General features: G+C 68.4%; 18 protein-coding genes. 11 read left to right on the forward strand and 7 right to left on the reverse strand.

Annotated features, from left to right (window positions below):
• Nucleotides 1–34: 34 nt before the first annotated feature.
• The 4 genes from OC372_RS11975 to rhaS are packed head-to-tail and all read left to right on the forward strand — an operon-like array spanning nt 35 to nt 4,734.
• Nucleotides 35–1,564 (forward strand): sugar ABC transporter ATP-binding protein, encoded by a 1,530-nt coding sequence (locus tag OC372_RS11975; protein ID WP_262002187.1) that lies wholly within the window; start codon nt 35–37, stop codon nt 1,562–1,564.
• A complete protein-coding gene (locus OC372_RS11980; RefSeq protein ID WP_105711051.1) occupies nt 1,561–2,589 on the forward strand; it encodes an ABC transporter permease in 1,029 nt (342 codons plus the stop codon). The genes OC372_RS11975 and OC372_RS11980 overlap by 4 nt, the downstream gene beginning before the upstream one ends.
• Nucleotides 2,586–3,635 carry an ABC transporter permease gene (locus OC372_RS11985; RefSeq protein WP_262002188.1) on the forward strand — a complete coding sequence of 350 codons (1,050 nt, stop codon included), beginning with the start codon at nt 2,586–2,588 and terminating at the stop codon, nt 3,633–3,635. The genes OC372_RS11980 and OC372_RS11985 overlap by 4 nt, the downstream gene beginning before the upstream one ends.
• A 55-nt stretch (nt 3,636–3,690) precedes the next feature.
• Entirely contained in the window at nt 3,691–4,734 is a 1,044-nt protein-coding gene (gene rhaS / locus OC372_RS11990) for a rhamnose ABC transporter substrate-binding protein (RefSeq protein ID WP_105711052.1), read from the forward strand.
• A 196-nt stretch (nt 4,735–4,930) separates the two neighbouring features.
• Here the strand turns inward: rhaS and OC372_RS11995 are convergent, their stop codons facing one another.
• The 3 genes from OC372_RS11995 to OC372_RS12005 all read right to left on the reverse strand — a co-directional run bounded on the left by OC372_RS11995 (nt 4,931) and on the right by OC372_RS12005 (nt 9,327).
• Nucleotides 4,931–6,328, reverse strand: a complete 1,398-nt coding sequence (locus OC372_RS11995) for a rhamnulokinase (RefSeq protein WP_262002189.1) — start codon at nt 6,326–6,328, stop codon at nt 4,931–4,933.
• A gap of 106 nt (nt 6,329–6,434) precedes the next feature.
• A complete protein-coding gene (locus OC372_RS12000; RefSeq protein ID WP_262002190.1) occupies nt 6,435–8,471 on the reverse strand; it encodes a bifunctional aldolase/short-chain dehydrogenase in 2,037 nt (678 codons plus the stop codon).
• A 94-nt stretch (nt 8,472–8,565) separates the two neighbouring features.
• Nucleotides 8,566–9,327 (reverse strand): DeoR/GlpR family DNA-binding transcription regulator, encoded by a 762-nt coding sequence (locus OC372_RS12005; protein ID WP_262002191.1) that lies wholly within the window; start codon nt 9,325–9,327, stop codon nt 8,566–8,568.
• Nucleotides 9,328–9,435: 108 nt separating this feature from the next.
• On the opposite strand from OC372_RS12005, the gene OC372_RS12010 reads away from it, so the two are divergent.
• On the forward strand, nt 9,436–10,221 hold the full coding sequence (locus tag OC372_RS12010) for an SDR family NAD(P)-dependent oxidoreductase (protein ID WP_262002192.1): 786 nt from the start codon (nt 9,436–9,438) through the stop codon (nt 10,219–10,221).
• 28 nt (nt 10,222–10,249) lie between these two features.
• Nucleotides 10,250–11,698 carry a rhamnulokinase gene (locus tag OC372_RS12015; RefSeq protein ID WP_262002193.1) on the forward strand — a complete coding sequence of 483 codons (1,449 nt, stop codon included), beginning with the start codon at nt 10,250–10,252 and terminating at the stop codon, nt 11,696–11,698.
• Between the two features lie 16 nt (nt 11,699–11,714).
• Here the strand turns inward: OC372_RS12015 and OC372_RS12020 are convergent, their stop codons facing one another.
• Entirely contained in the window at nt 11,715–12,647 is a 933-nt protein-coding gene (locus OC372_RS12020; RefSeq protein WP_262002194.1) for a sugar-binding transcriptional regulator, read from the reverse strand.
• Nucleotides 12,648–12,790: 143 nt separating this feature from the next.
• Between OC372_RS12020 and OC372_RS12025 the strand changes: the two genes are divergently transcribed.
• Genes OC372_RS12025 through OC372_RS12040 form a run of 4 tightly spaced genes read left to right on the forward strand, consistent with a single transcriptional unit; the run spans nt 12,791 to nt 17,550 of the window.
• The gene (locus OC372_RS12025) at nt 12,791–13,837 is read left to right on the forward strand and encodes an NAD(P)-dependent alcohol dehydrogenase (RefSeq protein WP_262002195.1); all 1,047 of its coding nucleotides are present in this window, start codon (nt 12,791–12,793) and stop codon (nt 13,835–13,837) included.
• Nucleotides 13,834–15,423 (forward strand): sugar ABC transporter ATP-binding protein, encoded by a 1,590-nt coding sequence (locus OC372_RS12030; protein WP_262002196.1) that lies wholly within the window; start codon nt 13,834–13,836, stop codon nt 15,421–15,423. Before OC372_RS12025 ends, OC372_RS12030 begins: the two co-directional genes overlap by 4 nt.
• Nucleotides 15,420–16,427 carry an ABC transporter permease gene (locus OC372_RS12035; protein WP_262002197.1) on the forward strand — a complete coding sequence of 336 codons (1,008 nt, stop codon included), beginning with the start codon at nt 15,420–15,422 and terminating at the stop codon, nt 16,425–16,427. Before OC372_RS12030 ends, OC372_RS12035 begins: the two co-directional genes overlap by 4 nt.
• Before the next feature lie 49 nt (nt 16,428–16,476).
• Nucleotides 16,477–17,550: a substrate-binding domain-containing protein gene (locus OC372_RS12040; RefSeq protein ID WP_315985396.1), complete on the forward strand. Its 1,074-nt coding sequence runs from the start codon at nt 16,477–16,479 to the stop codon at nt 17,548–17,550.
• An 81-nt stretch (nt 17,551–17,631) separates the two neighbouring features.
• On the opposite strand, the gene OC372_RS12045 is transcribed toward OC372_RS12040, so the two are convergent.
• The 3 genes from OC372_RS12045 to OC372_RS12055 are packed head-to-tail and all read right to left on the reverse strand — an operon-like array spanning nt 17,632 to nt 20,648.
• Nucleotides 17,632–19,041 (reverse strand): hypothetical protein, encoded by a 1,410-nt coding sequence (locus OC372_RS12045; RefSeq protein ID WP_105711056.1) that lies wholly within the window; start codon nt 19,039–19,041, stop codon nt 17,632–17,634.
• 45 nt (nt 19,042–19,086) lie between these two features.
• A complete protein-coding gene (gene rhaI / locus OC372_RS12050; RefSeq protein ID WP_262002198.1) occupies nt 19,087–20,253 on the reverse strand; it encodes an L-rhamnose isomerase in 1,167 nt (388 codons plus the stop codon).
• Complete coding sequence (locus OC372_RS12055) at nt 20,250–20,648, reverse strand: L-rhamnose mutarotase (RefSeq protein ID WP_105711058.1); 399 nt, start codon at nt 20,646–20,648, stop codon at nt 20,250–20,252. The genes rhaI and OC372_RS12055 overlap by 4 nt, the downstream gene beginning before the upstream one ends.
• Before the next feature lie 142 nt (nt 20,649–20,790).
• On the opposite strand from OC372_RS12055, the gene OC372_RS12060 reads away from it, so the two are divergent.
• The coding region (locus OC372_RS12060; RefSeq protein ID WP_262002199.1) for a LacI family DNA-binding transcriptional regulator at nt 20,791–21,793 on the forward strand (1,003 nt) is incomplete at its 3' end.

A 21,793-nucleotide genomic window follows, 5' to 3' on the forward strand; every position in this document is an offset into this window, starting at 1 on the left:
GCACAATCATCCCCCTCAACGGAGAGGAAAGCCCGTGGTCGATGAAGCACCCGCCCGCAGTGCTCCCCCCACCGCGCTCGAGCTGCACCGTGTCGTGAAGTCCTTCGGGCCCGTCATCGCGCTGCGCTCCGGAAGCCTCACGCTGCAGTCGCGGTCCATCCACGCCCTCATCGGCGAGAACGGCGCCGGCAAGTCGACGCTCGTGAAGATCATGGCCGGGCTCTACCGGCGTGACTCGGGCGACTTCCGTCTGCACGGCGAAGACGTCGACTTCACGAGCACCGCCCAGTCGAAGGCCGCGGGCATCGCGGTGATCTACCAGGAGCCGACGCTCTTCCCCGACCTCTCGGTCACGGAGAACATCTTCATGGGTCGGCAGCCCACGGGTGCTCTCGGCCGCATCGACCGCAAGGCCATGCGCACCGAGGTCGATCAGATCTTCCGTCGCCTCGGGGTCGCACTCGATCCCGACCGCATCACCGAGGGCCTCTCGATCGCCGACCAGCAGATCATCGAGATCGCCAAGGCCATCTCGCTCGACGCCAGTGTGCTGATCATGGACGAGCCGACCGCGGCGCTCAGCGGCGTCGAGGTCGATCGGCTTTTCGCGGTCGCACGGAGCCTGCGTGATGAGGGTCGCGCGATCCTGTTCATCTCGCACCGCTTCGACGAGGTGTTCGACCTGTGCGACACGGTCACCGTGATGCGCGACGGTGCCTACATCGACACGACGCCCATCGCCGAGACCACGGTCGACGACCTCGTGCGGCAGATGGTCGGCCGTGACGTCACCGAGCTCTTCCCGAAGCAGGCGGCCGAGATCGGCGACCCGCTCCTCGAGGTGCGCGGACTCACCAGCCCCGGTGTCTTCCACGACATCTCCTTCACCGTCCGCGCGGGCGAGATCGTCGCACTCGCCGGACTCGTCGGCGCCGGCCGCAGTGAGGTCGCCCGCGCCGTGTTCGGTGTGGACGGCTACCGCGAGGGCGAAGTGCGGATGCTCGGCGCCGGTGTGCCGCGCCGCAACCCCACCGCCGCCATGCGCCACGGCCTCGCCCTCGTGCCGGAGGATCGGCGCAAGCAGGGCCTCGTGATCGATGCGAGCGTCGGCGGCAACATCACCCTCGCCATCCGTCGCAATCTCGCCAAGTGGGGCCTGATCACCACCGGCATGGAGAACCGTGCGGCAAAGATCTGGGCGTCTCGCCTCGAGGTCAAGACGCACGCGCTCGACACCGTGGCGGCCACCCTCTCCGGCGGCAACCAGCAGAAGGTCGTGCTGGCCAAGTGGCTGGCTACCGACCCGCGAGTGCTCATCATCGACGAGCCGACCCGAGGGATCGACGTCGGCACCAAGTCCGAGGTGCACCGCCTGCTCTCGCAGCTGGCGGGCGAGGGGATGGGGATCCTGATGATCTCGTCCGAGCTCCCCGAGGTGCTCGGCATGGCCGACCGCGTGCTCGTCATGCGTGAGGGCCGGATCACCGCCGAGCTCGACCGGGAGGACGCCACCAGCGAGAACGTCATGTTCGCCGCCACGCACGCATCGGAGCAGCACGCATGAGTACCACGGCACTGGCCGCACCGGCACCCGCGTTCGCGAAGAAGCCCGGCGGCATCGGACGCGCGCGCGAACTCGGCATCTTCGCCGCCCTCGTCCTGGTGGTCGTCGCGGCCACCGTGAAGAACCCGAACTTCCTGTTCAGCGCCGACGGGTGGCGCGACCTGCTGCTGACGCCATCGATCCTCGTGCTCGTGGCCGTCGGCCAGGCGATCGTCATCATCACCCGTAACGTCGACCTCTCGGTCGGCTCGGTCATGGGGCTCACCGCGTTCCTGACGGGGCGGCTGTTCATCGACGTCCCCGGTATCCCGATCCCGATCGTGGTGATCGCCGCCGTGATCTTCGGCGCTCTCCTGGGGTTGGTGAACGGCGCGCTGGTGGCCTTCGCCAAGGTGCCGGCGATGGTGATCACGCTGGGCACGCTGTATGCCTACCGCGGGATCAACGTGCTCTGGACCGGCAGTGACCAGGTGCACCCGTCCGACTTGCCGAAGGACTTCCTGCGCCTGGGCACGCAGCAGATCCTCACGATCCCGGTGCTCTCCATCGTCGCGATCATCGTGCTGGCGCTCGCCGCCTGGTACATGCGCAACACCCGCGGCGGCCGCGAGTACTACGCGATCGGCTCCGACCCGGGAGCCGCCGAGCTCTACGGCCTCAAGACCACCCGCCGGGTGCTCAGCGCGTTCGTGCTCTCCGGCGCTCTGGCAGGCCTCGCCGGTGTGTTCTACGTGACGCGGTACGGGTCCGTGAGCTCGCAGGTCGGCTCGGGCTGGGAGCTGGATGCCGTGGGCGCGGCCGTCATCGGCGGCATCGCGATCACCGGCGGCGTCGGCTCCGTGTGGGGCGCGGCCATCGGCGCGATGCTGCTGATGACCATCAACCGGGCCCTGCCCATCCTCGGCATCCCGGACTTCTGGCAGCGCGCCGTGGTCGGTGTGCTCATCATCGGCGCGATCGTGCTCGACCGGCTGCTCGCCGTACGACAGAGACGGCAGCTCATCGAGGCAAGGGACGAATCATGACCACGACCACCACCTCCGGGGTCCGAGTGATCCGGGACTACGACCAGCCGCTGTGGCGGCGCATCCTCATCAACCGCGAGTTCGCGATCATCGGCCTGCTCGTGCTGGTCGTGATCGTGTCCGCCGTGTCGATCCGCGGGTTCGCGCAGCCCATCACCGTCAACTACCTGCTGCTCGACGTCGCCCCGATCCTGCTGATCGCCCTGCCGATGACCCTCGTCATGATCACCGGCGAGATCGACCTCTCGGTCGGTTCGATGGTGGGTCTCGCGAGCGTCGTCACGGGGGTGCTCACCGAGTCGGGTGCGCCGTTCGAGGTCGCCGCCCTGGCCGCCCTCGCGGTCGGTGTCATCGGCGGAGCGTTCAACGGCTTCCTCGTCACGGTCGTCGGGCTGCCGTCACTCGCCGTCACGATCGGAACGCTGGCGCTGTTCCGCGGACTCGCGGTCGGCCTGCTCGGGACCACTGCGGTGACCGATTTCCCGGAGATGTGGACGGCACTGGCGAAGGCGAAGATCGCCGGCACCACCATCCCCTACATCGTGATCCCGTTCCTGATCCTGCTCGCGATCTTCGTCGTGGTGCTGCATTTCACCCCGTTCGGTCGCGGCATCTACGCGATCGGGCTCTCGAAAGACGCCGCCCGTTTCTCGGGCGTGAACGTCGAGCGGACGAAGTTCATCCTCTTCATGCTGTCGGGGGTGGTCGCCGCGTTCGCCGGCATCTTCTACACGCTCCGCTTCGGCAGTGCCCGCGGCGACAACGCCACCGGGCTCGAGCTCCAGGTCATCGCGGCCGTGGTCCTCGGCGGGGTGTCGGTGTTCGGCGGGCGCGGGCACCTGCACGGCGTCGTCGCCGCCGTGCTCCTGATCGGGGTGCTCGGCAGCGGGCTCCGTCTCGCCGGCGTCACCTCTGACGTCATCAACATCATCACCGGTGGCCTGCTGATCTTCTCGGTTGTCGCAGCCAGCATCCTCGCCTGGGCGCAGCGCATCCGCGCCAAGGCCGGGCCACCGCTCCGCGTCGCAGCCTCTCCCGCACCATGAGGCAGCCTCTCGCCGTCGGCATCCGCCCGCGGTGATCATCACGAAAGGAAGAACAATGACGTTTGCACGCAAGAGGGTCTCGGCGTTCGCCGCCGTGGCCGTCGCCGCAGCGCTCGTGCTGACCGGCTGCGCCGACACCGGCAGCGGGTCGGGCGACGCAGGCTCCGGCGAGGGCGGCGGATCCGACAACCTGTCGATCACGTTCCTGCCCAAGAACCTCGGCAACCCGTACTTCGACACCTCCAGCGAGGGCGGCAAGAAGGCCGTCGAGGAGTTCGGCGGCACGTTCGCCGAGGTCGGACCGGCCGAGGCCACTCCCGACGCCCAGGTGAGCTACATCAACACCGCCACGCAGCAGGCGGTCGGCGCGCTCGTCGTCTCGGCGAACGACCCGAAGGCCATCTGCGACGCACTCAACGAGGCGCGGGACGCCGGTGTGAAGGTCGTCACCTTCGACTCCGACACCAACCCCGAGTGCCGCGACCTGTTCATCAACCAGGCCGACTCCGAGGGAATCGCCAAGGTGCAGATCGATCAGATCGCCGAGCAGATCGGCGGAGCGGGCGAGATCGCCGTGCTGTCGGCATCGGCCAACGCCACGAACCAGAACGCCTGGATCGAGCTGATGAAGGAGTACGTCGCGAGCGACTACCCCGACATCACGATCGTCGAGACCGTCTACGGCGACGACGAAGACCAGACCTCGTTCGACAAGACGGCGGCCCTGCTGCAGAGCCACCCCGAGCTGAAGGGCATCGTCTCGCCGACCACGGTCGGTATCGCGGCAGCGGCGCGCTACCTCTCCACGTCGGACTACAAGGGCAAGGTCGCGCTGACCGGACTCGGCACGCCGAACCAGATGCGTGAATACGTGGAGGACGGCACCGTCACCTCGTTCGCGCTGTGGAACCCGGCCGACCTCGGCTACCTCTCGGCCTTCGCGGCCAAGGCGCTCGTCGAGGGCGACATCACCGGCAAGGAGGGCGACACCTTCGAGGCGGGTGACCTCGGCGATTACGAGGTCGGCGCCGACGGCGTGGTCCTGCTGGGAGACCCGTTCGTGTTCAACGCGGACAACATCGGCGACTTCGACTTCTGAGTCGCCTCGCACGAGGGCGTCGGGGCTTCGGCTCCGGCGCCCTCTCGCATACGCCTCGGGGCCGCTTCGCATGAGCCCCGGCGTCGGGAGGGTTTCTCGGCGATGGGCGGATGCCTGTCCCGCGATCGTCCGCCCGACGGCGAGAACTCCGCCTGAGGCGTGGACCCCGCGACGCGCGAGCGCGGGTCAGCGCGGATCAGCGCGGGTCGAAGCGCGTTGGAGCGTGCGTCGCGGCGACCACGGCGCGCAGCTCCTCGAGTGTTGCGGGCGCGGCGCCGAGGGCCCGGGCCTGGACGAGCACGTTGCCGAGAGCCGTCGCCTCGACCGGACCCGCGAGCACCGGCAACCCTGTGCGGTCGGCTGTGGCCTGGCACAGGAGCCGGTTGAGCGATCCGCCGCCCACGAGATGGATGCTGTCGAGCTCGCGGCCGGAGAGATCCGCGGCCGTTTGCACGGCGTCCGCGAAGGCCGCGGCGATCGACTCCACGATCGAACGGGCGAATGCCGGTCGGGAGCTCGGGGCACGGTCGCCGAGGAGCGCCGCGATCCGTCCCGGCATGTCGCCGGGTGCGCTCAACGACGAGTCGTTCGCATCGAACACGGGCACCTCGCCGGTGACCTCGGATGCCGCAGCGAGCAGCTCGGGCAGATCGATGCGGGCACCGTCTTCGGCCTCCCAGGCGCGCACGGTCTCGCTGAGGAGCCAGAGCCCCGTGACGTTGTGCAGGAACCGATAGCGACCATCCACGCCGAGTTCGTGGGTGAAGTTCGCGGTGCGAGCGGCATCCGTCAGCACCGGTTGCGCGAGTTCCACGCCGACCAGGCCCCACGTTCCGCAGGAGATGTACGCGGATCGCGGCGAGGAGAGGGGAGCGGCGACGACGGCAGATGCGGTGTCGTGCGAGCCCACCGCGATCACGGGCAGGTCGATGCCGATGGTCGCCACGAGCTCGGGCCGAAGGCGGCCGATGGTCGTGCCGGGATCGACGAGCGGCGGCAGGATGCGCGACGGGATGCCGAGGCGATCGGCCAGCTCGTCGTCCCAGTCGCCGGATTCGACGCCCAGTAGCCCGGTGGTCGAGGCGTTCGTGCGCTCGGCCACCGCGACACCGGTGAGCAGGAAGGCGATGAGGTCGGGGATCAGGAGCGCGGTATCGGCCTCGGCGAGGCGTTCGTCGACGCGGTACTGGTACAGCGTGTTGAACGGCAGGAACTGCAGGCCGTTGCGCTGATACAGCTCGGAGAACGGCGCGATCGCGTGCACCTCGTCGACGCCACGAGCGGAGCGCTCATCGCGGTAGTGGAAAGGCTCGGCGAGCAGCTCGCCGTCTTTCAGCAGGCCATAGTCGACGGCCCACGAGTCGATGCCGATGCTCTCGATGCGCGGTTCACGGCGGACGGCCTCGGCGAGTCCTGCCACGACGTGCTCGTACAGGGCGGCGAAGTCCCAGTGCAGTCCGTCTGTGCGCTCGACCGGTCCGTTCGGGAACCGCGCCACGAGCTCGAGGTCGAGCTGTCCGTCGCCGATCCGCCCGATCATCACGCGCCCGCTGGTCGCGCCGAGGTCGACCGCCGCGACGGCCCGGACGCTCATCGGGGTTCTCCGTTCGTCGAGTGCACGGCATCCGCCCGAGTGCACGGCCGGTCGACGTGAACAGGGCGTGCCTTCGGCGCGAAGCCGTGCACTCGACGGATGGGAGTCATCGCAGGAACGCCGCGGCGACGCCGGAGTCGACGGGGATGTGCAAGCCCGTGGTGCGGCTGAGCTCGGGGCCCGTGAGCACGTAGACCGCGTCTGCGACGTTCTCGGGGACGACCTCGCGCTTGAGGATCGTCCGGTTGGCGTAGTACTGGCCGAGGTCCTCTTCCGCAACACCGTAGGTCGCTGCGCGGTTGGCGCCCCAGCCCGAGGCGAAGATGCCGGAGCCGCGCACGACGCCGTCGGGGTTGATGCCGTTCACGCGGATGCCGAACTCACCGAGCTCGACGGCGAGCAGTCGCACCTGGTGGGCCTGGTCGGCCTTGGTTGCGGAGTAGGCGATGTTGTTCGGGCCGGCGAAGACCGAGTTCTTCGAGGAGATGTAGATGATGTCGCCGCCGAGCTTCTGGTCGATGAGCACGCGTGCGGCGGCCTTCGACACGAGGAACGAGCCCTTGGCCATGACGTCGTGCTGCAGATCCCAGTCCTTCTCCGTGGTCTCCAGGAGCGGCTTCGAGAGCGAGAGCCCGGCGTTGTTCACGACGAGGTCGACGCCGCCGAACGCGAGCACCACCTCGTTCAGCGCGGCCTGCACGGCATCGGCATCCGCGACGTTCGCGGCGACACCGATCGCGACATCCGTGTTCCCGAGTTCCGCGGCGGCGGCCTGGGCCTTCTCGAGGTCGAGGTCGGCGATCACGACGCAGGCGCCCTCGGCGGCGAGACGGGTGGCGATGGCCTTGCCGATGCCGGAGGCGGCACCGGTGACGAATGCGATGCGGCCCTGGTGCGTCTTCGGCTTCGGCAGGCGCTGCAGCTTGGCCTCTTCCAGCGCCCAGTACTCGATGCGGAACTTCTCGGCGTCCGAGATCGGCGCATAGGTCGACAGCGCCTCGGCGCCGCGCATCACGTTGATCGCGTTGACGTAGAACTCGCCGGCGACGCGGGCGGTCTGCTTGTTCGCGCCGTAGGAGAACATGCCCACACCGGGGATCAGCACGATGAGCGGGTCGGCTCCGCGGATCGCGGGCGACTCGGGGGTGGCGTGCGCGTCGTAGTAGGCCTGGTAGTCGGCGCGATACTGCTCGTGCAGCTCATGCAGTCGGGCGATCTGCTCCTCTGCGGAAGCCGTGGCCGGCAGGTCGAGGATCAGCGGCTTGACCTTGGTGCGCAGGAAGTGATCGGGGCAGCTGGTGCCGAGGGCGGCCAGCTCGGGCGCCTTCTCGGATGCCAGGAAGTCGAGGACCACGTCGGCGTCGGTGAAGTGTCCGACCATCGGCTTGTCAGTCGATGCGATGCCGCGGACGGTCCCGGCGAGGGCGGCTGCGCGCTCCCGGCGCTCGTTCGCAGCCAGGGCCTCGAATCCGGCGCGGACGCCGCCGAACGGCTGGTCCTTGCCATGCGCGGCGATGTACTCGGCGGCGGTGTCGATGATCCACAGCGAGTTCGCCTCGGCCTCTTCCGAGGTGTCGCCCCACGCCGTGATGCCGTGGCCGCCGAGGATGGTGCCGATCGCCTGCGGATTCTGGGCCTTGATCGCGGCGATGTCGAGACCGAGCTGGAAGCCGGGGCGACGCCAGGGAACCCACACGACCTTGTCGCCGAAGATGGTCGCCGTCAGCGCCTCGCCGTCGGCGGCCGTCGCGATCGCGATGCCGGAGTCGGGGTGGAGGTGGTCGACGTGTGCGGCGTCGACGAGCCCGTGCATGGCGGTGTCGATCGAGGGAGCCGCTCCGCCCTTGCCGTGCAGGCAGTAGTCGAACGCGGCGACCATCTCGTCTTCACGATCGAGGCCGGGGTACACGTCGACCAGCGCGCGCATGCGGTCGAGGCGCAGCACGGCGAGGCCGCTCTCCTTCAGAGTGCCCAGGTCGCCGCCGGAGCCCTTGACCCACATCAGCTCGACCGGCTGCCCCGTCACGGGGTCGGTCTCGGTGCCCTTGGCGGAGGTGTTCCCGCCGGCGTAGTTCGTGTTCTTCGGGTCGGCGCCGAGGCGGTTCGACCGGGCTATCAGGGCGGCGGCGGTGGGGTTCGTCATGACTCTCCAAGACAGGGGCGATGCACACGACCATGTGCACTCATGCTGTTACTTCATGTGAAAGATAACATGAAACCACGTTTACCGGAAGCGCTCAGAGGATGTCGGTGGTCTGCCGGAAGGGGCTCAACCGCTCGTCTCCCGGGTCGAGTTCCGTGATGAGCACCGAGATCTCCTCCCGTTCCAGCGCCCGCGCCACGGAGCGGCGCTCGAGCTTGCTGGAGTCGACGCACACCACGGTGGTGCCGGCGTTCGCGGCCATCGCCTGCTTCAGCTCCGCCTCGTCGACAGACACCTCCGAGGTGCCGTCCGCGCTGTCGAGGGCATCCGCCGACGAGAAGAAGATGTCGAAGTACACCGACCGCATGCTCCGGCGCGCGATCGGTCCGACGAGGCTGCCCGTGGTCGGCTCGGCGGTCCCACCGGAGATCACCGCCGTGACGCCGTCGAGTGGTTGCAGGAGCTGGAACGACTCGAACGAGTTCGTGTACACGGTGAGTCCGGTTCTCGGGCCGATGATCGAGGCCAGCATGTTGACCGTCGAGGAGGCGTCGAGCGCGATGCTGCCCTGTTCTGGGACGAGCCGGAGCGCCTTCTCGGCGATCGTCCGCTTCGCGCTCGCCCGGATGGCCCGCCGCGCATCGAACGGGCGGGCTCGCGGAGCCGCGGTCGCCCCGCCGCGCACGCGACGCACGCGCCCCTCGGCCTCGAGCTCGAGCAGGTCGCGCCGGATCGTCATCGACGACACGGAGAAGAGGTCGGCGGCCGCCTCGATCATGACGCCCTGGGGGCCGTTCGCGAGTTCGACGAGTTCGTCTCTGCGGCGCTGCGCTTCGAGATTGCCGGAAAGAGCCATGGGAGGAATCTATCCGGTGCGCGACGTGATACGGGGAGCGGAACACTCTTACTGCGCTCAGATGAGCGCAGAGTATCGCGAAGTGAGCGTCACGGCTAGGCTCTGCTCATGTCTGGAACCACCACTGAACCTCTTCTCGGCCGTGTCGCCGTCGTAACCGGCGGTGCCCGAGGGTTGGGCTATGCGATGGCCGAGGCGCTCGCCGGCGCCGGTGCGGACCTCGCACTGCTCGACCGCCTCGACACCGTCCGCGTCGCCGCCGACACTTTGGCGTCGACCTCTGGGCGCCGTTGCCTTGGCGTCAATGTCGACGTGACTTCGGAAGCGTCGATCGGGTCAGCATTCGACCTGGTCGCCGAGGGGCTGGGGGTGGCTGATGTGCTGGTGAACAGCGCGGGCATCACCATGGGTAGCCCGCTCTTGGAGACGGCTCCTGAGGAGTGGCGTCGCGTTCTGGACGTCAACGTCACCGGCACCTTCGTGACGAGCCGCGAATTCGCGAGACGACACATCCGTGCTGCTCGGGGGAACGCGGCGAGCGTTGTCAACGTCTCCTCGATGTCGGCCTTCGCGGTGAACATCCCCCAGACCCAGGCGGCGTACAACACCTCGAAGGCCGCAGTGTCGATGCTCACCAAAAGTGCCGCGATCGAGTGGTGGCCTCACGGCATCCGTGTCAACGCGATCGCCCCGGGGTATTTCGCCAGTGATATGACGAGGGACTTCGTGGCCGATAACCCGGAGATGGCGGCCGAGTGGGTGCGGCGCATTCCGGTAGGGCGGATGGGCGAACCCGATGAGCTGGGCGACCTTCTCGTCTATCTTGCGAGCGAGAGGTCCAGCTACGTCGTCGGGCAGAGCATTCTCATCGACGGCGGTTACACAAGCGTGTGATCGCGCGTCGGACCATAGTCTGAGGGGCATGCCCGAACAGCCTCTATGCTCGGCGACCTTCCGAGCTGCCGCCGTCGACCTCGGCGGGGCCAGCGGTCGCGTCGTGAGTGCGACCGTCGACGGCGGAATGCTGCAGATCGACGGAGTGCATCGGTTCCGAAACCGTGCGTTCACCGACGAGCTCGGTCTGCGGTGGGATGCGCAGCGTCTGCACCGGGACGCGGTCGCCGGTTTGAGAGCGCTGCGTCGCGACGGGGCCGCGTTCGCGAGCGTCGGTGTGGACGCATGGTCGGGCGACTACGGCCTGCTCGCCTACGATGGGCTCCTCGACGCCCCGTTCCACCAGCGCGACTCGCGCACCGACCGCAGCTTCCCCCTGGTGGACGCGGTGCTGCCCGCCGAAGATGCGTTCCGGGAGACCGGCGTCACCGCGCTCCCCATAATGACGATCTATCAGCTGATGGCGGATCGCGACGCAGGACGTCTGGACACCGTGCAGCGGATGCTGCTGATGCCGGATCTCCTTGCCCACTGGCTCGGTGCGGCCGAAGTGGCCGAAGCCACGAATGTCTCGAGCACGGGTCTCGCGCTGCCGTACGGCGCAGCCTGGGATCCGAGCCGCATCGACGCGCTGGGCCTACCGACACGGATCTTCCCCGAGGTCGTCATGCCGGGCACGGTGACCGGCCGAGCGCGGGAGGGGATCCTGGCCCCAGGCGACATCACCGACATCACGACGGTCGCATCCCACGACACGGCCAGTGCCGTGATCGCCGTGCCCGCACTGGACGAGAACTTCGCGTTCGTCTCCTGCGGAACGTGGATCCTCACCGGAGTCGAGGTTGACCGCATCATCACGACCGATCGAGCCCGCGAGGCGGGCTTCACCAACGAGCTCGGCCTCGACGGCACCGTGCGCTTCCTCCGGATCGCGGCCGGACTGTGGATCGTGAACGAGTGTATGCGGGAATGGGGCCTCGACGGCTGGGGGGCACGTAGCACTGCGGCTCGCCGGGAGCTGCTGGAGCGGGCGCACGTCGCTCCGTCCGTCGGTGTCCTGGTCGACACCGGTGACCCGCGGCTCCTGCGACCGGGGCAGATGACGGCGCGCCTCGCGGAGCTCCTGGTCGAGTCCGGTGGCCGCATGCCGACGGATCGCGCCGCCATCGTCCGTCTCGTGCTCGAGAGCCTGGGTGCTTTCGTGGCGCGACAGGTGGAAGAGGCTGCGTCGCTGTCAGGCGTCGAGGTGCGGGTGGTCCACCTCGTCGGCGGCGGGTCCGAATCGCCGATTCTCGCCCAAGCTGTCGCAGATCTTTCGGGACGGACCGTTATGGCCGGACCGTCGGAGGCGACCTCGATGGGGAACATCCTGGTGCAGGCGCGCGCCCACGGCGCGGCACGCGGAGGGCTCGGCGACCTGCGCCGCATCGTTCGCGCATCGACCGAGTTGCGCCGCTACGAGCCCTCCCGCGGCTGAGAGCCCGATAAGCCGCTCAGGCCGAGGTCTCCAGAAGACGCCGTGCCAGTGCTGCGTCCGTCACCAGCGAGTCGACGATCCCGGAGCGGAGCGCCGCGGCGACGGCCCCGGTCTTCGAAGGGCCGCCGGCGACCGCGATCACCTCGGGAATGCGGCGGAGCTGCTCCGTCGATACGGCAAGGGAGCGCTCGGCGACGGAGCCCACGACCTCGCCGTTCTCATCGAGGAGGGTCGCGCAGATCTCGGCCTTCGCCCCGGCCGCGAGCAGTTCATCGAGAGCGCCCGCTCGCCCGGCGTTGTCGTAGAGCTGCGAGTCGGGAGGGCTCCACGATCCGACGGCCACCACTGCCTTGGTCACCGAGTCGAACCGTCGGAACGTCTCCATGATGCCCGGCTCGCGCCGGAGCGCGGATGCCGTCGCCGCCGTCTCCACGAGAAGGGGCGCGAAGATCGCCCGCGAGCGTCCACCCGAGATGCGGCTCACCTGGCGGATCACCTCGACGCCGTTCTCCGGCGTGGGGGCAGCGACTCCGGCGAGCTGGACCACCTCGCAGGTCGCGAGTGAGCGGAGGTAGCCGGCCATGGCGGTCAGCGTGCGCCCCGCCGTCAGCCCGAGGACATCGCCCTCGGTGACGATCTCGCTGAGCAGGTCTGCTGCTGCGCGCCCCAGTCGATCCTGGATGAGCTCGGGTGTCGTGCCGGGCGTGATCACCGCGAGCGCGCGGGTCAGGCCGAACCGCGCGCGCAGTTGCATCGAGAGGTCAAGATCGAGGGAGTCGGGCGCCTCGATGGTGATCTTCACGAGTCCCTGCTCGAGCGCGTCCTCCAGCATCCGGGCGATCTTGAAGCGGGAGAGACCCAGCTCCTCGGCGATCTCGACCTTGGTCCGGCCGTCCAGGTAGTGCAGGCGCGCGACATGCGAGATCCGCACCAGCTCATCGGGTCCCATGTCGCCTCTTCGTCTGTCGTCGGTCGGGTCCCGATCAGCATAGCCGGATTCGTACGACTGCGCTCATGTGAGCGCATGGTTGTCTCATTCGTCGAGCATGGCTAATGTCGGTCGAGCAATCACGACTGCACCCGAGGAGCCCGATGAAGCGCACAGAACTGCCGACGACCATGCGTGCGAGCGTGTTGGTGCGAGCCGGCGAACTCACGGTGGAGACCCGCCCCGTTCCGATACCACGTGCGGACCAGGTGATCGTCCAGGTCGGATCCGTCGGCATCTGCGGCTCCGACGTCCACTATTTCCACGAGGGACGGATCGGCGACTTCGTCGTCGAGCACCCCCTCGTGCTCGGTCACGAGGCCGGCGGCGCCATCGTCGCGGTCGGTCTGGACGTCGACGACTCGCGGTTGGGGGAACGGGTCTCTATCGAGCCGCAGCATCCGTGCCGCGTGTGCGAGTTCTGCCGGAGCGGCCGCTATAACCTCTGCCCGCGTATCGAGTTCTACGCCACTCCGCCGATCGACGGTGCGTTCGCGGAGTACGTCGCGATCCAGCAGGACTTCGCCTACGCGGTGCCGGCCACGGTCAGCGATGACGCCGCAGCTCTGATGGAGCCGCTCTCGGTCGCCATCGCCGCCGTGCAGAAGGCCGGCGTGCGCCCCGGCAGCTGCGTGCTCATCACCGGAGCGGGGCCGATCGGCATCGTCACCGCACAGACCGCGCGGGCCTTCGGCGCGACGGAGATCGTGATCAGTGACCCGATGGCCGAACGCCGCGAGGTGGCCTTGCGGTTCGGTGCGACCGTGGCGGTCGACCCGGCGGCCGGTCCCCTGGGTTCGGGTTACGACGCCTTCGTCGACGCATCGGGCTCGCCCGTGGCGGTGAAGCAGGGCATCGCTGCGCTGAAGCCCGGTGGCACAGCTGTCCTGGTGGGGATGGGTGCCGACGAGGTCGCCCTGCCGGTCTCCACGATCCAGAACCGCGAGCTGATCGTCACCGGGATCTTCCGCTACGCCAACACCTGGCCGACCGCGATCGATCTGGTGGCTTCGGGCGCGGTCGACCTGGACGCGCTCGTCACCGGATCCTTCGGCCTTGCCGAGGTGCGGGAAGCCCTCGACTCCGCCTCGCACCCCTCGACCCTGAAGAGCGTCGTCCGCCCCGGCCGCGAGTATGCGGGGGACGTATGACCGAGATCGAGCGGACCGGGAACATCTCGCTGAGCGAGCAGCCCGACATGCTGGCGTGCGTCGCCGTCCACAAGGCATTCGGCGGCGTGCCGGTACTCAAGGGCGTGAGTCTGCATCTCGTGCCCGGCACCGTGACCGCGCTCGCCGGAGAGAACGGTGCCGGCAAATCGACCCTGATGAAGATCGCGTCCGGCCAGATGAAGGCGGACGCCGGCAGTGTGCTCGTCCGCGGCGAGGAACTGGCTGCAGGGTCGGCCCGCGACGCCCACCAGCGCGGCGTCGCCATCGTGCCTCAGGAACTCGCGTCCATCCTCGACACCGCCGTGTACGAGAACATCTTCGTCGGACGGGAGCTGCGCGGCCCGATCGGTCTCGTCGATCGCCGCCGCATGGCCAGGGAGGCGAAGGAGATGCTCGCAGAGTTCGGCGTCGACGTCGACCCGGCGGCCCGCATGGGCTCGCTGCCGGTGGGTCTCCGCCAGATCGTCGAGATCGTAAAGGCGACCAGCACAGGCGCGCGCGTTCTGCTCCTGGATGAGCCCACCAGTGCGATCGCCGAACGCGAGGTGGGTCGCCTGATCGAGAACATGCGGATGCTCCGTAACCGAGGGGTCGCGATCCTCTTCACGACCCACAAGATGGAGGAGATCAGAGCGATCGCCGATCGGGTCGTCGTCCTGCGCGACGGCAGGCTCGTCACCGATGCCCCGCTGGCCGAACTCAGCGACGACGACATCGTGACGGCGATGATCGGCCGGGAACTCGAGGACCTGTTCCCTGATCTGCCACCGGCGGCCGACGAAATCGCGCTCTCGGTCAGCGGACTCGAGTACGCGCCGGCCCCGCAGCCGGTCGACCTCCAGGTGCGCCGCGGAGAGATCGTAGGTCTCGCGGGCCTCGTCGGCGCAGGGCGCACCGAGCTCATCGAGGCGCTGTTCGGAGTACGACGTTCGACCGCGGGCGAGATCGCCGTCGGAGGCAGCCGCGTGCGCCGCGGTCGACCCGCCGAAGCGATCACGGCCGGCATGGCACTCGTCCCCGAAGACCGCAAGGGTGCGGGTGCCGTGCTCAGCATGGACATCCTCGCGAACGCGACGCTGCCGCGCGTGAGCGCATTCTCCGTCGCCGGATGGCTCAAGGGCCGGAGCCGGGTGGATGCGATCTCCGAGGTCATGGGCTCCGTGCGGCTGCGCAGCAGAGGCCTCGGACAGCTCATGGAGACGCTCTCGGGCGGCAACCAGCAGAAGGTCGTGCTCGCACGGTGGCTCACCGGCGAGGTCAAGGTGCTGCTGCTCGACGAGCCGACGCGTGGTGTTGACATCGGCGCTCGCAGCGAGATCTACCGGATCATCACCGATCTGGCTGCTTCCGGCATGGCGGTGGTGATGGCCTCGAGCGACATGCCGGAGATCCTCGCGCTGTCACACCGTGCCCTGGTCCTCAAGGACGGTGGGGTCGTGGCCGAACTCGACCGTGCCGCCCTCCAGCAACCGGACGTGCAGGACCGTATCTTCCGACTCGCGAGCGGACTCGACATCTCCGACGCGCCTTCGATCGCAGCACCCTCCGTAAAGGACGACCAATGAGCGACACCCGCACCGCCGCGCAGACCTTCGTGCCCGAATCCGAGGTGAAGCGGTTCAGCCCGACCTGGTTCGGGGACCTCGCGATCCGCTACGCGATGGTGATCGTGATGGTGCTCATCATCGCGTTCTTCCTGTACCGCAGCGCGCGCTTCGGCACGGTCGACAACCTCCAGACGATCCTGGTCGCGGCAGCACCGTTCGCGCTCATCGCGCTCGGGCAGACGCTCGTGATCCTCACCGGCGGTATCGACCTGTCGGTGGGCAGCGTGATCGCGGGTGCCGCCGTGTTCGGCAGCCTCACCGCCAAGGCGTTCCCCGACCAGATCTGGCTCGCGATCGTCGCGGGGGTGGTCGTCGGCCTCATCGCCGGATCCATCAACGGCTTCGTGGTGTCCGTGATGAAAGTGCCGCCCTTCATCGCGACGCTCGGGATGCTGACGCTCGCCTCGGGCGTCGCGTACGTCGCGGGCAACGGCGCACCGATCACCGGGCTGCCCGCCGACTTCTCCCGCATCGCCAACGCGCAGTTCGGTGGTCTCACGCTGCCCGTGATCCTCATGATCGTCGGCATCCTGGGGCTCGCGATCATCATGCGTCGCACCACATGGGGCATGCGCGTCTACGCGATCGGCGGCAATCCGGTGGCCGCGGGCATCGCGGGCATCAACGTCGGCCGTACCATCTTCAGCGTCTATGCCATCTCGGGCATGCTGGCCGGAATCTCCGGCGTGATGCTGGCCAGCCGTGTCACGCTCGGCGCCCCGAACCTCGGCGTCGGCTATGAGCTGGATGCCATCGCCGCGGTCGTGATCGGCGGGGCGAGCCTGCTCGGCGGGCGCGGATCGATCTGGGGGACGGCATTGGGCCTGCTCCTCATCCAGACGCTCAACAACGGCCTCGACATCCTGACCGTCCCGGCGTACTGGCAGAAGGTCATCAAGGGGGTGCTCATCGTCGCGGCCGTCGCCGTCGACGTGTGGGCGACCCGACGACGAAGCCGCTAGCGACCGACGAAGACCCTGCTTCATCGCACCACCCAACGAGAGGAATCCCATGTTCACCAAGAAGCGCCGCATCGTTGCGGCTTTCGCCGCCACCTCCGTCGCAGCACTGATGCTCGCCGGGTGCGGCGCCGGTGACCCGAGCGCTAACGCCGGCGGCGACGACAGCGGCCAGGAGCGCATCACCATCGGCGTGAGCGTGTACGACATGTCGTCGTTCGTGACCGAGGGCAAGGAAGGCATCGAGCGCTACGCCGATGAGAACAACATCGAGATCCTGTGGAACTCCGCGGGCCTCGACGTCAACACTCAGGCGAGCCAGGTCGACCAGTACGTCACCGCAGGTGTGGACGCGATCGTCGTCATCCCGGTGCAGGCCGACTCGCTGCAGCCACAGATCGCCGCGGCCAAGGCCGCGGACATCCCCTTCTTCGATGTCAACGCATCTCTCAACAGCGACGACCTCACCGGGTCCGTGCAGCCGGATGACGTGGCAGCAGGGGAACAGGAGGCGCAGATGATGATGGACGCCCTGGGGGGCAAGGGCAACGTCATCATCCTTCAGGGTCCGCTCGGTGGCTCGGGTGAGATCAACCGGGGTAAGGGCATCGACAACGTGCTCGCCGAGAATCCCGACGTGAAGGTCCTCGCCAAGGACACCGCGAACTGGAAGCGGGACGAGGCCGTCAACAAGGTCAGCAACTGGATCTCGGCGTTCGGCGACGACATCGACGGCGTGATCGCGCAGAACGACGACATGGGGCTCGGCGCACTTCAGGCGCTCAAGGAAGCAGGCATGACGGATGTTCCGATCGTCGGCATCGACGGTATCGCCGACGGACTCGAAGCGGTGAAGAACGGCGAGTTCATCGGCACCTCGCTGCAGAACGGCACGGTCGAACTGTCGGCCGGCGTGGCCTACGCGGCCGCCATCGTGCGCGGCGAGGACGTCAAGGAGAACCCGATCTACCTGATGCCGGCCATCACGACGGAGAACGTCGATGAGGCGATCGGCCACGTCGTCACCGAGCGTCAGGCGTTCCTGAAGAACCTCAGCGAGATGACGAACAAGAACCTCAAGAGCGGCAACATCGCCTACGAAGGCCTCACCGGCCAGACTGAGTGACAGCGGCTGTTCCGTGAATGACGACGCCGCCCGGTGACTGAGTCTGGGCGGCGTCGTCGCGCTGATCGCCCGAGTCCGACGCTATCGGGTGCGTCGTCGACGTGCCGCGACGGAGAGCTGGATGAGGACGCCTCCGAGCACCACCGCGAGCACGCCGGTGAGCAGCACCGGGAGGGGGTCGGACCCGCTGTCCGCCAGAACCGGGCCGCTCCCCGGCGACGGTTCGGGCGGCCCGGGCGCGAAGGCGAAGCGAGCCGATGTCGCTGCGGGCGCGAGGAGCCCGGTGAGTTCGTATGCGGCCGGATCGAGGACGTACTCGCCTCCGGACGAGACGAGGTCCAGCGCGAGCGAGCACGAGACGTCCGTCGGTCCGAGGCTCCCGCGACCGACGATGCCCGCCGACGTCACGTCGAGCGCGCCGTTCGGGCAATCCGTTTCGATGGCCGGGCTCTCGGCGGGAACGAGACCGGCGGGCAGAGCGAGGTCGAAGCTCCATTCCGGCTTCGCGCCGCTGGGCACCGCCGGCGATCCCGCGAGGTGCGTGTTGGTGACGGTGAGAAGGAATCGGGCCGGCTGGTCGGAGGCGTAGGAGTCGCCGCTCGGGGGAGCCGCGATCACCGCATCGAGTTGCGGAGTCGTGTCGATGAGGGCGAGATTGTCGAAGGCGTTGTCGTCGCCACCGCCCCCACCCAGGTTGTTGAGCAGCGCGACCTCGACGCTCGGCGACTGCGCCAGCAGCGACGTGAATCCTCGGAAGGTGCCCACGTTGTTCCCGTTGATCTGGTGGACGGGCAGGTCGCACGCGGCGATCGGTCCGGGAAAGGCGGCGACCGGAGGGGAAACGCCGTCGTCGAGCTGCACCGCCAGGTCGACGGGGTTCGTGGTCCAGCAGTTCGCCTGGGCCACATCGACCGTCGCGGTGTAGTAGTGCCCGGCGATCACCGGCACCGCGGTCGCGGCCATCACTCCGGCGGGCGAGTCTCCCTGGGTGTAGGAACTCACCGCGTGATTCGCGGTGGGCTCGGCGCGGGGCACGGACGGATACGGGTAGTCGGGGTCGGCGGCCCAGGATCCCAGGGTCCTCGCGAGGCTGCGCGACTGATTCCAGCCGTCCTGCAGGCAGTCCGCCGCCTGGGAGGCGGTGGGAACGGTCGAGACGTCATCCCCGGCGACGATGAGCCCGTTGCAGAACTGCCCGTTCCATGCGGGCTCGGCGCTGTAGCGCTCGCCGCCGCGTCCGACGTATCCCGGTACCGGTGGGGCGACACCGTCGTCGTAGTCCGCGATCGTCTGCACGAACTCCGGTGTCGCCGGAGGAACGGGGCCCTCGAATCCCTCGTACAGCACCACGGTCGGCGCTGCCATGACGCCAGGCGACCCCGGTGCGGCAGCAGCAGACGAGGCGCCCGACGCGATGATCACGCCGAGCGCTGCGGTCGCTCCCACCAGGGGGAGCGACCGACGCACGCGTGACCTGCGAAGGGCCGGCATGTCTTGAAGGTACGCCCCGGGCCCCCCGCTGTCGATGGGTTGCGGTCAGGCGCCCCAGCCGGCCTGCACGCCACCCACGCGGTCGGCAGCGATCTTCTGCTGGTAGCCGGATGCGGCGTAGGCGGCCATCGGGTCGGCGGCCAGACCGCGCGACTCGCGCCATTCGGCCAGCGCCGGGCGCACGTCGGTGTAGAACGCATCCATGAAGACGGCGTTCGCGGCGAGCACGTCGCCCGACTTCTGCGCGGCGGTGAGCGCATCGTGGTCGACGAGCAGCGCGCGGGCGGTCATCTCCTGCACGTTGAGCACGGAGCGGATCTGGCCGGGGATCTTGTCCTCGACGTTGTGGCACTGGTCGAGCATGAATGCCACGTCGGGATTGTTGAGGCCACCACCGCGGATCACCTCGAACAGGATGCGGAACAGCTGGAACGGATCGGCCGCGCCGACGATCAGGTCGTCGTCGGCGTAGAAGCGCGAGTTGAAGTCGAACGAGCCGAGCTTGCCGAGGCGCAGCAGCTGCATCACGATGAACTCGATGTTGGTTCCGGGGGCGTGGTGACCGGTGTCGAGGCAGACCATGGCCTTCTCGCCGAGGGCGCTGACCTGGGCGTAGGACGTGCCCCAGTCGGGAACGTCGGTGTGGTAGAACGCCGGCTCGAAGAACTTGTACTCGAGCACGAGGCGCTGGTCGTCGCCGAGGCGCGCGTAGATCTTCTGCAGCGACTCCTGCAGCCGGTCCTGCCGGCCGCGGAGGTCTGCCTGGCCCGGGTAGTTCGAGCCCTCGGCCAGCCAGATCTTGAGGTCACGGCTGCCGGTGGCGTCCATCACGTCGATGCAGGCGAGGTGGTGGTCGATGGCCTTCTGGCGGACACCTGCGTCTTCGTGCGTGAGGGCGCCGAACTTGTAGTCGTCGTCCTGGAAGGTGTTCGAGTTGATGGTGCCGAGCGTGACGCCCAGGTCTTCGGCGTGCTTGCGCAGATCGTCGTACGAGTCGACGAGGTCCCACGGGATGTGCAGTGCGACCGAGGGGGCGAGAGCGGTGTACTTGTGGACCTGCGCCGCATCGGCGATCTTCTCGAACGGGTCGCGTGGGGTGCCGGGGGTGCCGAACACCTTGAACCGGGTGCCGGAGTTGCCGAACGCCCAGCTGGGCAGCTCGATGCCCTGCTTCTCGAGGGTTGCGAGGTGGTCGGGGGAGAGGATGCTCACGATGCACTGCTTTCTGAGTCGTTGCCGGATCTGGAGTCGTCGTCGGATGCTGCGTGCCCGCCGGCGGCGGCGAGCTGGTCTTCGAGGTGGAAGACCTCGGTGAGCGCAGTGGCGGCCTGGTCGGGCCGACCGTCGAGGCCGTGGAAGAACCGGCTCATCTCGGCCTCCCAACGCGCAGCGACCGGAGAAGCCGAGAGGTACGCCTGAGCGGCGGCATCGTCATCGGTCTCGTAGTAGCCGATGAGCGTGCCGTGGTCGCCGAGGAACAGCGTGTAGTTGCGGCGTCCGGCGGCGGCGATCTCGGCGAGCATCTCCGGCCACACCGGGGAATGCCGTGCGAGGTACTCGTCGAGCAGCTCGGCACGGATCTGGAGCTGGAAGGCGACGCGCGTCATGGGGCTCCTCTGCCGAGTGACGTAGTTTCTGAATCGTTTCAATCATCATCGTAGGACGAGCCGATGACACCCGTCAAGCGGAGGGTGGCTCGAACGATTGCCGTACACTCTCGCACAGCATCCGAAGCGGCGAGGAGCAGCAGTGGCAGTGAGTGTGCGGGACGTCGCAGCGGCGGCAGGAGTGTCGGTCGGTACGGTGTCGAACGTCCTGAACCAGCCGGACAAGGTCGCGGCGATGACGGTCGAGCGGGTGCAGGCAGTGATCGCCGAACTCGGCTTCGTGCGCAACGACGCCGCCCGTCAACTCCGTGCCGGTCGCAGCCGGAGCATCGGCCTGGTCGTGCCCGACGCGGGCAACCCGTTCTTCGCCGACGTCGCCCGTGGCGCCGAGGCGCGCGCGGACGAAGACGCGCTCGCCGTTCTGCTCGGCAACAGCGATGAGAACCCCTCGCGGGAGGACAACTACCTCGATCTGTTCCGCGAACAGCGGGTCAACGGGGTGCTCATCACACCGGCATCCGACGACATCGACAAGCTGCTGCGCGTGCAGGCGGCGGGCACGCCCGTGGTGCTCGTCGACCACGAGGCGCCTGGAGCGGTGTTCTGCTCGGTGTCGGTCGACGACGACGAGGGTGGCTTCCTGGCCGCGCAGCATCTGCTGCGGATCGGACGGCGACGTCTGGCATTCGTGGGGGGACCGGAGTCGATCGCGCAGGTGATGAACCGCCTCCGGGGTGCGCAGCGCGCCGTCGACGAGGTGCCCGACGCGACGCTCGAAGTGCTCCGGATGCCGGCGCTCACAGTGCTGCATGGGCGCGCGGCCGGCGAGGAGATCGCCGCGCGCCGGGAGGTGGATCGACCGGACGCGATCTTCGCCGCGAACGATCTGCTCGCTGTGGGCCTGCTCCAGGCCCTGACGATGTTCCACTCGCTGCGAGTGCCGGATGACATCGCACTGGTCGGCTATGACGACATCGACTTCGCGACGGCCACCGTCGTGCCGTTGACGTCGGTGCGCCAGCCTGCCCAGCTCATCGGACGCACCGCGGTCGAGCTGCTGCTGCGGTCGATCAGTGATCCCGACGGCGAGTATGAGCGCCGGGTGCGGTTCCGCCCCGAGCTGATCGTGCGGCAGTCGACCGCCG

The organism is Microbacterium sp. Mcb102 (assembly GCF_024519805.1).
Taxonomy (GTDB): Bacteria; Actinomycetota; Actinomycetes; order Actinomycetales; family Microbacteriaceae; genus Microbacterium.

What these genes read in the sequence shown, in the direction of transcription:
- OC372_RS11980 (WP_105711051.1), top strand. Translation starts at nt 1,561, where the DNA reads ATGAGTACCACGGCACTGGCCGCACCGGCACCCGCGTTCGCGAAGAAG.
- OC372_RS11985 (WP_262002188.1), top strand. Translation starts at nt 2,586, where the DNA reads ATGACCACGACCACCACCTCCGGGGTCCGAGTGATCCGGGACTACGAC.
- rhaS (WP_105711052.1), top strand. Translation starts at nt 3,691, where the DNA reads ATGACGTTTGCACGCAAGAGGGTCTCGGCGTTCGCCGCCGTGGCCGTC.
- OC372_RS11995 (WP_262002189.1), bottom strand. Translation starts at nt 6,328, where the DNA reads ATGAGCGTCCGGGCCGTCGCGGCGGTCGACCTCGGCGCGACCAGCGGG.
- OC372_RS12000 (WP_262002190.1), bottom strand. Translation starts at nt 8,471, where the DNA reads ATGACGAACCCCACCGCCGCCGCCCTGATAGCCCGGTCGAACCGCCTC.
- OC372_RS12005 (WP_262002191.1), bottom strand. Translation starts at nt 9,327, where the DNA reads ATGGCTCTTTCCGGCAATCTCGAAGCGCAGCGCCGCAGAGACGAACTC.
- OC372_RS12010 (WP_262002192.1), top strand. Translation starts at nt 9,436, where the DNA reads ATGTCTGGAACCACCACTGAACCTCTTCTCGGCCGTGTCGCCGTCGTA.
- OC372_RS12015 (WP_262002193.1), top strand. Translation starts at nt 10,250, where the DNA reads ATGCCCGAACAGCCTCTATGCTCGGCGACCTTCCGAGCTGCCGCCGTC.
- OC372_RS12020 (WP_262002194.1), bottom strand. Translation starts at nt 12,647, where the DNA reads ATGGGACCCGATGAGCTGGTGCGGATCTCGCATGTCGCGCGCCTGCAC.
- OC372_RS12025 (WP_262002195.1), top strand. Translation starts at nt 12,791, where the DNA reads ATGAAGCGCACAGAACTGCCGACGACCATGCGTGCGAGCGTGTTGGTG.
- OC372_RS12030 (WP_262002196.1), top strand. Translation starts at nt 13,834, where the DNA reads ATGACCGAGATCGAGCGGACCGGGAACATCTCGCTGAGCGAGCAGCCC.
- OC372_RS12035 (WP_262002197.1), top strand. Translation starts at nt 15,420, where the DNA reads ATGAGCGACACCCGCACCGCCGCGCAGACCTTCGTGCCCGAATCCGAG.
- OC372_RS12040 (WP_315985396.1), top strand. Translation starts at nt 16,477, where the DNA reads ATGTTCACCAAGAAGCGCCGCATCGTTGCGGCTTTCGCCGCCACCTCC.
- OC372_RS12045 (WP_105711056.1), bottom strand. Translation starts at nt 19,041, where the DNA reads ATGCCGGCCCTTCGCAGGTCACGCGTGCGTCGGTCGCTCCCCCTGGTG.
- OC372_RS12055 (WP_105711058.1), bottom strand. Translation starts at nt 20,648, where the DNA reads ATGACGCGCGTCGCCTTCCAGCTCCAGATCCGTGCCGAGCTGCTCGAC.